Source organism: Streptomyces sp. NPDC002793, from assembly GCF_040295485.1.
Lineage (GTDB): Bacteria > Actinomycetota > Actinomycetes > Streptomycetales > Streptomycetaceae > Streptomyces.
In genome coordinates, this window is the sequence record NZ_JBEOVL010000006.1 from 57433 (window position 1) to 67911 (window position 10479).

The following is a 10479-nucleotide window of genomic DNA, read 5'->3' on the forward strand; positions in this document are numbered from 1 at the left end:
ACGGCCCGGGATATGTGTTCGAACGTCTACCTGTAGTGGTTCGATCAGCCGGCCGGAGGCGGTTCCGACGCGGCGACGTCGAAGAAATCACCCGTCGGTTTCAGGCGAGTACAACCCATCACGAGCCCCCGTATTGATTGACGGCACAGCCCGCGAGTGCAATGTGATAAGCGAAGGCGGGCGGCTTGCCGGGTTCGGATCCTACACACCCGGTATGGTCTTCACAAGATCCGCAGCGGACAGTCAAAAACTGTCAAATTCGTTCACACGAATTACACGTTCTGTTACGCGAGTGGGAAATCACCGACGGCGGCACACAGGGTGCCGCCGTCGATGACGCATTGAGCAGGTCCGGGCCGGGACCTGCTCAGAACAACGTGATCCGCTGCCCCACCCCGAGCTCCTCCGCCCTGCGGTGCACGGCGTCGATCAGACCGACGTCCAGGATGGACATGCCGAACGGGTTGCTCAGTACGTGCCCCTTCTCCGGTCGCACCGCCGGCACCTGGCCCAGCAGCACCTCGCCCAGCGTGCCCTCGACCGTCCGGCCCCGCCCGGAGCCTTCCGCGCCGGCTCTGACGAGCCTCCCCTCCGTCATGAGACGGCCCATGATCCGGCGCGGGTTCTCCTCGATGAGGGTCAGGTCGTCGCCGTACACCGCCTCCGCGCTCGCGTAGACCTCCTCGGTGAAGTCGTCGAGGGACACGTGCGCCAGGAAGGTGCCCGGCGTGATCCACGCGGCCGGGATGTACGGGCTGTCGCTGGTGGTGACCGTGACGACCACGGAGGTCGCCCCGACGGCACGCTCCGCGGAGTCGGAGACCGTGACCTTCAGCCCGGGGTGGCGGTCGGCCGCCCAGCGGACCAGCTCCTCGGCACGTTCCGCCGAGGAGTCGTGCACGACCACCCGGCGGGCGTCGGGGAACGCGCGGGTGAGCAGGTCGAGATGGGCGCGGGCCAGCGTGCCCGCGCCGATCAGGGTGAGGCCGTCCCACGCGGCCGGCCCGAGCGCACGGAGACTGGCCATCGTGTAGGCCGCCGTGCGGACGGCGCTGAGGTAACCGGCCTCCGCGATCAGCTTCGGGCGGGCCGTCTCCGGGTCGAAGACGAAGCTCAGACCCCCGGCGCGCTCCATGCCACGGGCCGGGTTGCTGACCGAGGCGTTGATCAGCTTCATCCCGTAGACGGATCCCTCGGGTCTGTGCAGGGCGCCCAGCATCGCGATGGCTCTGCTGTAGGCGTCCTCGCCGTTGCGCCAGGACAGATAGCCCTCGGCAGGTATCTCCGTCCTTCCGGTGGCCTGGTCACGCAGGACCTGGGTGATGACCTCCACCGGGTCGATGCCGTCGAGGCAGGCCAGTACGTCCTTGCGGTCCAGGAAGAGCAGGTTCTCCTGCGACATGGATGTCCCTCGTCTCGTGTCGGTGCGGGGCAGGCGGTCCGGGGCCGCGAGGCGCCCGCGACCAGGAGCCGGCGGGCACCGCGCCGGGCGGTGGTGGCCGACGCGCTCCCCGAGGCCCGGTGCGGTCCGGACGGGAGGCGGCGGAGCGCCGTGACCTGCCGGCCGTACGGTGACCGCCGGCTCGCCCACCCGACCCGGGCCGGAGTGCCCCGGGGCGCGGCGGCAGAGCCGTCAGCGCCGGACTATATCCGCGCCGACGGGGCCTCGGGGTGGCGCCGGACACGCGGTCAGCATTCGGTCAGCGGCCTGTCAACCCCGGCGGATTAGCTAGGTGCCGTGACCGGAAATGGGCTCGCCGGCCGGGACAGGCCGGCGCCCGGGCCGCGCGTACGCCCTCGCACCGGGCGCGCCCGACGCGTCAGGGCAGCGGGCCCGTCCGGCCGCAGCACTGGTGCCGGCGCGTGGACGGAGGCCGGACCGGCCGAGGCTGGAAGGAGCTGATCGGCGTGACCACACTCGTCGAGGTGTCAACGCACTGGCCTTCGCAGGTTCCCCTTGCGAGCCGCCAGGGCGCACTGGACCTGTCGGATGTCGAACTACGGCGCTACCACAGGGCGTTCGGACTCTCGGACATATGCCGGGACGAGACACGCTCCGAGACCGAACTGCTGACGTCCGCCGTGGAGAAGCTGAGCTCCCTGCGCGGCCGGGAGGACCAGGTCCGCTATCTCATCCGGGCGCGCACCCAGTGCGCCCCGGCCCCGTATCCGGACAGCGCGCTGCACGAGGTGCGCCGCGACTTCGGACTGAACCGCGCGTCGGCCTTCGCACTGACCGAACACGCCTGCGCCTCAGGGCTGTCCGCCGTGGACCTGGCCGGCATGATGCTGGCCGACGACCCGGACCCGGACGCCCTGGCCCTCATCCTGGTCGGCGAGCCGGCCCGTTCGCCGTACGCCCAGATCCTGCCGGGCATGGGCGCCACCGGAGAGGGCACCGCGGCCGTCCTCGTGTCCCACCACGGGACCCGCAACCGGGTGCTCGGCTTCGCCTGCCGGACCCTGTACACCGGCGACCCGAGCATGGTGATGTCGGCCGGGGCGCTGGACCGCTTCCGCTCGGTCTACGCCGACGCCGTGGTGGAGACCATCGCTCGCGCGGTGGCGGACGCCGGGACGGACATCGGCGACATCGCCCTGCTGCTGCCGCACAACGTCAACCGCATCGCCTGGGTGCGCATGGCCGACCGGATCGGCCTCCCGCTCGCCCGGATCTTCCTGGACAACGTGCCCAGGACCGGCCACTGCTTCGGGGCCGACCCCTTCCTCAACTTCGAGACGGCCCGGGCCCTCGGCCGGATCCAGCCGGGCGACCGCTGCCTGCTGGTCTCCGTGGGGCTCGGTGCCACCTACGCCGCGATGGTGGTGGAGCACTGACATGCCCGAGAACGGACACATGGACCAGCCCGGGGCGAGCGCCCGCGAGGAGGCCGCCCCGCCCGGCTTCGGAACGCGGCTCAAACACGCCGTCACCGGGGACCCGTCGACACCCCTGGTCTTCCTGGGCAACTTCGAGGTGGAGGAGCAGTGGGCCCGGGGGGAGGCCGGCCTTCCCAGGCTCTCCGCCGAGGGCGGCGTGGCGGTCGTCAACCGCATGGACGAGTTCGCGCTGCTGCTCGGCGGCCGGGACGACCACGTGATCCTCAAGTCCGCGCCGGACCCCGGCTACCTCCGCCACCTGGAACGGCTCGGCCTCGGACTGCCGACCGTCCACGTGGTGCGGAACCAGGTCCCGGCACACATCGTCACCCAGGACGCGCTGGCCGATCCCGGCCTTCTCGTGACCCTGCGCGAGCTCGGCACGCGGGGCGCACGCCTGCTGCCGCACGGCGCCTCCGCCCTGGAGGAGGAGCTCGCCGACCGGGCGGGCATCCCGCTCGCGGTGCCGGGAGCCGCCGTCAGCAAACCGGTCAACAGCAAGGTCTACAGCCGTCGGGCGGCCGACCTGCTGGGGCTGCGCCAGCCACGGGGCTGGGCCTGCGCCTCCCTGGACGAACTCGACGCGGCCGTGGAAGCGGCCACCGCCCTGCTCGACGAGGGCCGCACCCTCCTCGTCAAGGAGGCCTACGGCGTCTCCGGCAAGGGGATCGCCGAAGTCGCCGACAGCCGGCGGCTGGCCCGGCTGCGCACCCTGATCGACAGGTCCGCGCGGAAGTCCGGCACCGACCGGATCGCGTTCGTCGTCGAGGAGAAGGTGGCCAAGCGGGCCGACCTGAACTACCAGTTCACCCTGGGCCGGGACGGTGAGGTCCACCTCGACTTCGTCAAGGAGGCCCTGACCGAGGGCGGCGTGCACAAGGGACACCGTTTCCCGCCCGCGCTCTCCGAACGGCAGCTCGACGAGATCGGCACCGCGGCACGGCTGCTCGGCAAGCAGCTCGCCGCCGACGGCTTCTGGGGAGTGGTCGGGGTCGACGCGATGGTCGACCCCGAGGACGGCGTCTACCCGGTGATCGAGATCAACGCCCGCAACAACATGTCCACCTACCAGACCCGGCTCCAGGAACGCCTCGTCGGCCCCGGGCGGTGCGCACTCGCCCGGCACCATCCCCTCCTCCTCGACGCGGAGCTGGACTTCGCCGCCCTCAGCCGCTGCCTGGGCGACCTGCTGCTCGACCGGCCGGACGGCAGCGGCTTCGTCGTCAACAACTTCGCGACCGTCAACGCCGGTGCCACCGGCGGGGGTCCGTACCACGGCCGGCTCTACGGCCTCGTGGTGGCGGACTCGCCCGCCCGGCTGGCCGCGCTCGACGCCGCCGTCGAAGAACGTCTCCGCCGGTTCGGTCCGCCTCTTCCGGAAGGTATCCGCCATGACCGATGAGTTCGCCGTACAGGGGCTGGGCATCGGCGCCCTGGCCGAGCAGTTCGGCACCCCTCTCTTCCTCTACGACGGCGCCGCGCTCCGCCGACGCGCCGACGACCTGCGGGAACTGCTCCACCCGCGCCTGGAGGTGTTCTTCTCCCTCAAGGCGAACCCGAACATCTCCCTCTGCGCCCTGCTCCACTCCCAGGGCGTGCGCGCCGAGGTGTCCTCGATGACCGAGCTGCGCACCGCGGTGCGGGCCGGCGTGGAGCCGCGCGACATCGTCTTCCTGGGGCCGGGCAAGAGCCGCGCGGAGATCACCGCCTGCCTGGAGCTGGGCATCCACGCCGTCATCTGCGAGTCCTTCGGCGAGCTGGAACTGATCGAGGAGGTGGCCGCCGGGCTCGGCACCGTCGCCCCGGTGGCGCTGCGGGTGAACCCCGCGTTCGCGGTCAAGGGATCCGGGCTGACCATGGGCGGCAAGCCCCGCCAGTTCGGCATCGACGAGATCCAGCTGATGGAGCACGCACCGCTCGCCGGCCGCCACCGCCATCTGCGGCTGATGGGGGTCCAGGTCTACCTGGGGACGCGGATCCTGAGCGAGGAGACCATCGTCCGGAACACCGAACGGATCCTGGAACTGGCCCCGCGCATCGCCGGCCACCACGGCTTCGAGCTGGAGATGGTCGACATCGGCGGCGGCCTCGGCGTCGCGTACTTCGACGGCGAACGCGACCTCGACCTGCCCTTGCTGGCCAAGGACCTCAACCCGGTCCTGGACGCGTTCGGCGCCCGCAACCCCGACACCCGCCTGATCATGGAGCTCGGCCGGTACCTGGTGGCCGAGAGCGGGACGTACGTGGTGCGGGTGCGGTACGCCAAGACCTCGCTGGGCGAGAACTTCGCCGTGACGGACGGCGGCACCAACCACCACATGGCCGCCGTCGGCATCGGCTCCTTCGTGAAGCGCAACTACCCGATCCGTCTGCTGAGCCGTGGCGGGGCACCCGCCGACGAGACCTGGAACGTCACCGGGCCGCTCTGCACCCCCAACGACACCCTGTGCAAGCGGGCCGCGCTGCCGGCCCTGCGTGAGGGCGACCTGCTCGGTGTGGAGCGTTCCGGCGCCTACGGACCGAGTGCCTCCCCCGTGCTCTTCCTGGGCCACGGCCACCCCGCCGAGGTCCTGGTCGACGAGGGAAGGGCCCACCTGGTCCGTGAGCCGGACACCGCCGACGACCTCCTGCGCAAGCAGCGGCTGTACCGCCCGTCCGGTTCCGCGACCGGCTGAGCCCGCGGCCCGCACCCCCGCCCACCTCACCCGAACATCTGGAAAGGCCACTGCCATGACCGAGACAGCACAGACCCCGGCCGTCGACCGCGCCCGGATCGCCGCCGCCGTCACCGAAGCGCTCGGCGACGTACTGGAACGCGACCTGACCGGCCTGGCACCGGACACCGAACTCTTCGGCGAACTGGGGCTGGACTCGACCGGTGTGCTCGACCTGCTGCTGCGTCTGGAGGACCTGACCGGCTGCGAGTTCGACACGGACGAGCTGGAGATGGGCCACTTCGCCACCGTCGCCTCGCTGACGGACTTCGTCCTCGCCGAGACGGGATCATGACGCCGGCAGCCGTCGGCCCTGTCGTCACCGCCGTCGCCGCGTGCCGCCTCACCCCCGGGCACCGCCGCTTCGGCGAGCGGGTGGAGGACCTGGAGTACGCGCGGAGCCAGGCGGAGCAGGCAGGGGCGGCCCTGCGCCCCGGCCTCGCCGAGCAGCCGGCGGGCAACACCTTCGAGGACATGGGCGCCGCGCTGCTGGCCGCGTCGGCGAAGGCCTGGACGGCGGGTACCGCCGGGCACGTCCCACCGGCGGGGCCGGTCGACGTGGAACAACCGGTCGACCTGCTGGTCCTCGCCCACACGGCACCCGACTTCACCCCCACCACCCTGGCCGCCGCGGCCCTCGCCGAACGGCTCCCCGGGGAACCGACGGTCCTCGGCGTCACCGAGCAGGGCCGGAGCACGCCGTTCACGGCCCTGAGGCTCGTCACCAGCCACTGGCGGCGGCACGGCCACCGCAGGGCGATGGTCATGGTCTTCGACCAGTCGTTCACCCCGTACGCCAACGAGGTGCCCGACGTCTGGCGCGTCGACGGGGACGGGGCGGTCCTGCTGGTCCTGGAGGCGGGCCCGGACGACTCGTCCGGCTCCTACCGGGTCCGGCAGGAACACGGCGTGTCCCCGCAGCGCGCGGCCGGCCGGCTGCGCGCCCTGCTCACGGAGGCGGACCCGGAAGGCCGCGCGCGGGTGCTGGCGGGCTCCGGCATCGCGCCCGGCTGGATACCGGCCGGACGCGGCCCCGTCCGGCGCGGCCCGGAGGGCCGGCCGTCCACCGGGGTCCTCGGACTGCTGCCCGGCCTCCCCCGGGACGACGACGCGCGCGCGCTCCTGCTCGTGGAGTACGACAGCGAACTGGGTGATCTGTCGCTGTGCCGGATCGAAGGGCCCGGAGCATGACCACACCCGTGCGTGACGGAACGCCTCCGACGACGCCCGGAGCCCGCGTACGCGACCTCGCGCGCACCCAGGGGGCGGCCCCCGCGCTGCGCGAGCTCCTCGGACCGCCCGACCCGGCCGTTCCGCCCCACGCGCCGCACGGCTTCGCCGTCCTGCCTCAGGAACACGCCGAACTCGCGGGATACGCGGGGCGATCCGTCGAGGCCCTGCGCACCTACGCCCTGCCCGGCGGGCCGTTGACGCTCGTACGCGTGGACCGGGTCGGCCCCGGTGACCGGTGCGCCCCGCCGTTCGACGCGGCGGCGCTGCTCTGGCTGCGGCTCGGCCTGGCCGAGGCGTTGCGCCGCGCCTGCGTCGAGCACCTCCGCGACCGCCCGAGCGGTGACAGCACCGTGCTGCTCCAGCCGCTGGTGAAGGCCCAGCTCGCGGAGGCCACCGCGGCGCAGCTGGAGCTGGCCGCGTGGCTCGGGGAAGGCGCGGCGGACGACGTGCCGGCAGCGCGGCTGCGGGGGCCGCACGCCCAGGTGACCGAGAACGGGCGGGCCCTGCTCCGCCTGTTCGGCGCCCATGGGTTCCTGGCCGACGGCCCCGGCGGCGTGGCCCATCTGTCGGAACTGCTGGCCGACGTCCACCAGGACACGGAGGGAGCCCGGTGACCGCGTACGGACCGGACGAACGGCTGGCCGCCCTCGGCCACCAGGCACGCGAGTGGAGCGCCGGCTTCCGGGCCGGCGCCCTGGCCCTGGACGAGGACCCCGACCGCGTCGACGGCTTCCTCGACCTGCCGGGAGTGCGGTGTCTGAGCACCTTCGGCATCCCGCCCGAGTACGCCCCTCCGCTGGAGGTCGGACGGCACCGCTACAGCGGCACCACCGCGCTGGAGCGGGCCGTTCTCACGGAGAACCTGGCCCGGGGCGACATGGGCATGGTGCTGGCCGCGCCCGGTGTCTCGATGTCCGGGGTGCTCATGGAGCAGCTCGGCGACCACGAGCAACGGGACCGGTTCTACGGCACGGTGGCCGCCTCTCCCACCTGGACCTCCTTCGCGCTGACCGAACCCGACCGCGGTTCGGACGCCTCCGCGATCACCACGGCGCTGCGCCCGGGGAAGGACGGCGGGCTGCTCCTGACCGGGGCGAAGCGCTACATCGGCAACGCCTGCCGGGCACGCTACGTCTCGGTGCTCGCCCGCACCCGGCCGGGTCCGCTCGGGGTGACCGCCGTGCTGGTGGACACCGTGAGCCCCGGTTACCGGGCGGAGGCGCTGCCGACCCTGGGTCTGCGCGGCGCCGGGCTGTCCGCGGTCCGTCTGGAGGACGTGGAGGTGGAGCCGTGGCAGGTCCTCGGCCGGCACCTCTCGCCGGCCAGGCGGGGGATCTGGAGCTGCGTCCAGGTCTTCAACCGGCTACGGCCCACGGTCGCCGCGCTGGCGTTGGGGGTGGCCGCCGCCGCGCACGACTACGTGGTGCTCCGGCGCCCGGCCGCCACCGGTGCGGACCGTGACCGGATCGACGACCTGGGGACGCGGATCTCCGCCACCCGGGCCCTGGTGCACCGGGCGGCGGCGGACGTGGACGCCACGGGCCGGGGCAGGGTGGCCTCCGCGGCCAAGGCCCGCGCCTGCGCGCTGGCGGAGGAGACCACACTGGCCGCCTGCGATCTGCTCGGCCCCGCGGCCAGGGCGAACCATCCGGAGCTGGACAAGCTGGTCAGGGACGCCAGGGGAGCCGAGTTCATGGAAGGCACCCGGAACATCCAGCACCTGAACCTGTTCCCGGGACTGCTGGCGAACGAGCTGGAGAGCGACCTCCGGTGAAGCACGGGCGGGTGCCCCCCGGACACCCGCCCCTCCGGTCGTGCGCCCCGGACGGTCAGGCCCGTTCCAGGTAGGTGAGTACGGCCAGGACGCGCCGGTTCTCATCCTTCGACGGCGGCAGTTCGAGCTTGGCGAGGATGTTGTTGATGTGCTTCGCCACCACCTTCTCGGTGATGACCAGGGCCGCTGCGACGGAGGCGTTGGAGCGGCCCTCCGCCATGTACGAGAGCACTTCGCGTTCGCGGTCGGTCAGGCGGGCCAGGCGTTCGTTGCGGGCGTTGTGCGTCATCATGCCCGAGACGACCTTGGGGTCCATCACCGTGCCGCCGCCCGCCACCTGGCGCAGGGCCGAAGCGAACTGCCCCCCGTCGAACACGCGGTCCTTGAGGAGATAGCCGACCCCGCCGCGCCGGTCGGCCAACAGCTCGCGGGCGTACAGCTGGTCCACGTACTGGGAGAGGACGAGCGCCGGCTGGTGCCTGCGGGCACGGGCGTGCAGCACGGCGCGCAGTCCCTCGTCGGTGTGGGTGGGCGGCATCCGGATGTCCACGAGGGCGATGTCGGGGCGGTGTTCGTCGAGGGCTTCGACCAGGTCGGGGCCCGTGCTCACCGCCGCCACGATGTCGAACCCGTTGGCCTCCAGCAGCTGGGTCAGCCCAGCGCGGAGCAGGTACTGGTCCTCGGCCAACACCAGACGCATCGTCGGTCCCCCCGCATCCCCCGGCCCGGTCACCTCGCGGCCGGACACCGGTCGGAAGCTATCAACGGGGCCGGTCCGGTACAAGCCCGTTCCGTGGTAAGTGTCCGGTCATCCAGATGTCAGCGCTCCTTGTCAGGATCAAGCCGCCCTGTATCCGCCGTCATCTGGCAGGTGCGTCATCAACGTCATATCCCGACCCCATGAATTCAACTCCGGTGATCTCTTCATCGATCTCGAAGAGACCGTCGGCGCACGCCTGATGCTGAAATGCGAGGGATTCAACTTCGCGGGTTCCATCAAGCTGAAGGCCGCCCGGTCCATGGTCGACGCCGCCGAGCGGTCCGGCCTGCTGGGACCCGGTTCCACCCTGGTGGAGAGCTCGTCCGGAAATCTCGGCGTCGCCCTGAGCCTGGTGGCCGCCAGTCGCGGATACGGTTTCATCTGCGTCACGGACTCCCGCTGCACGCTGGGCGCCCGGCAGATGATGCAGGCGCTGGGCGGGCAGGTGCACATCGTCACCACGCCCGATCCGGTGCACGGTCTGCTCGGTGCCCGCATCCGCCACGTACGGGAGCTGTGCGCGTCCCGCAGCGACGTCCACTGGCTCAACCAGTACGCCAACCCCGCCAACTGGCAGGCCCACTACCAGTGGACCGGGCCCGAGATCCTCTCGGCGTTCCCCGCCCTCTCGGTGCTCTTCGTGGGTGCCGGGACCACCGGCACGCTGATGGGGTGCGCCCGGTACCTCAGGGAGTACCGTCCCTCGGTCCGGATCGTGGCGGTGGACGCCGTCGGATCCGTCACCTTCGGCAGGCCGCCCGGAGACCGGATGATCCCCGGGCTCGGCACCGGCGTACGGCCGGAACTGCTGGACGAGTCCTTCGTGGACGACGTGGTCATGGTGGCGGAGCCGGACACGATCCGCGCCTGCCGCCAAATGGCCGGCAGGGGCTTCCTGTTCGGCGGCTCCACGGGGACCGTCGTCAGCGGCGCCGTCTCCTGGCTCGCCCGGAACCCGCTCGGCCCGCTCGCCGACGCGGTGGCGATCTCCCCCGATCTCGGGGACCGCTACCTGGACACCGTCTACCAGGACCAGTGGGTGGCCGACATCTACGGACCCACCGTGCTGGAAGACGCGCCCACCGCCGTCGTCTGAACCCCGGCCGCCCGTACGGCGT

10 protein-coding genes are annotated in these 10479 nt (G+C 72.2%); 8 read left to right on the plus strand and 2 right to left on the minus strand.

Going from position 1 to position 10479, the window contains the following annotated elements; translation table 11 throughout:
- Positions 1-367: 367 nt before the first annotated feature.
- Positions 368-1402: an ornithine cyclodeaminase gene (locus ABT001_RS07680; RefSeq protein ID WP_351273810.1), complete on the minus strand. Its 1035-nt coding sequence runs from the start codon at positions 1400-1402 to the stop codon at positions 368-370.
- A gap of 506 nt (positions 1403-1908) precedes the next feature.
- Here ABT001_RS07680 and ABT001_RS07685 point away from each other — a divergent pair.
- Genes ABT001_RS07685 through ABT001_RS07715 form a run of 7 tightly spaced genes read left to right on the plus strand, consistent with a single transcriptional unit; the run spans position 1909 to position 8601 of the window.
- Complete coding sequence (locus tag ABT001_RS07685; RefSeq protein ID WP_351273813.1) at positions 1909-2838, plus strand: 3-oxoacyl-[acyl-carrier-protein] synthase III C-terminal domain-containing protein; 930 nt, start codon at positions 1909-1911, stop codon at positions 2836-2838.
- 1 nt (position 2839) lies between these two features.
- Positions 2840-4282 (plus strand): preATP grasp domain-containing protein, encoded by a 1443-nt coding sequence (locus ABT001_RS07690; protein ID WP_351273816.1) that lies wholly within the window; start codon positions 2840-2842, stop codon positions 4280-4282.
- Positions 4272-5555 (plus strand): type III PLP-dependent enzyme, encoded by a 1284-nt coding sequence (locus ABT001_RS07695; protein ID WP_351273819.1) that lies wholly within the window; start codon positions 4272-4274, stop codon positions 5553-5555. The genes ABT001_RS07690 and ABT001_RS07695 overlap by 11 nt, the downstream gene beginning before the upstream one ends.
- A 55-nt stretch (positions 5556-5610) precedes the next feature.
- Positions 5611-5889: an acyl carrier protein gene (locus ABT001_RS07700; protein ID WP_351273822.1), complete on the plus strand. Its 279-nt coding sequence runs from the start codon at positions 5611-5613 to the stop codon at positions 5887-5889.
- Positions 5886-6785 (plus strand): hypothetical protein, encoded by a 900-nt coding sequence (locus tag ABT001_RS07705; RefSeq protein ID WP_351273825.1) that lies wholly within the window; start codon positions 5886-5888, stop codon positions 6783-6785. The genes ABT001_RS07700 and ABT001_RS07705 overlap by 4 nt, the downstream gene beginning before the upstream one ends.
- Positions 6782-7441, plus strand: a complete 660-nt coding sequence (locus ABT001_RS07710) for an acyl-CoA dehydrogenase family protein (RefSeq protein WP_351273828.1) — start codon at positions 6782-6784, stop codon at positions 7439-7441. The genes ABT001_RS07705 and ABT001_RS07710 overlap by 4 nt, the downstream gene beginning before the upstream one ends.
- Positions 7438-8601, plus strand: a complete 1164-nt coding sequence (locus ABT001_RS07715) for an acyl-CoA dehydrogenase family protein (protein ID WP_351273831.1) — start codon at positions 7438-7440, stop codon at positions 8599-8601. The genes ABT001_RS07710 and ABT001_RS07715 overlap by 4 nt, the downstream gene beginning before the upstream one ends.
- 55 nt (positions 8602-8656) lie before the next feature.
- Here the strand turns inward: ABT001_RS07715 and ABT001_RS07720 are convergent, their stop codons facing one another.
- Positions 8657-9301 carry a LuxR C-terminal-related transcriptional regulator gene (locus ABT001_RS07720; protein WP_351273834.1) on the minus strand — a complete coding sequence of 215 codons (645 nt, stop codon included), beginning with the start codon at positions 9299-9301 and terminating at the stop codon, positions 8657-8659.
- Between the two features lie 178 nt (positions 9302-9479).
- Between ABT001_RS07720 and sbnA the strand changes: the two genes are divergently transcribed.
- Positions 9480-10457 (plus strand): 2,3-diaminopropionate biosynthesis protein SbnA, encoded by a 978-nt coding sequence (sbnA, locus tag ABT001_RS07725; protein ID WP_351274297.1) that lies wholly within the window; start codon positions 9480-9482, stop codon positions 10455-10457.
- Positions 10458-10479: the final 22 nt, after the last annotated feature.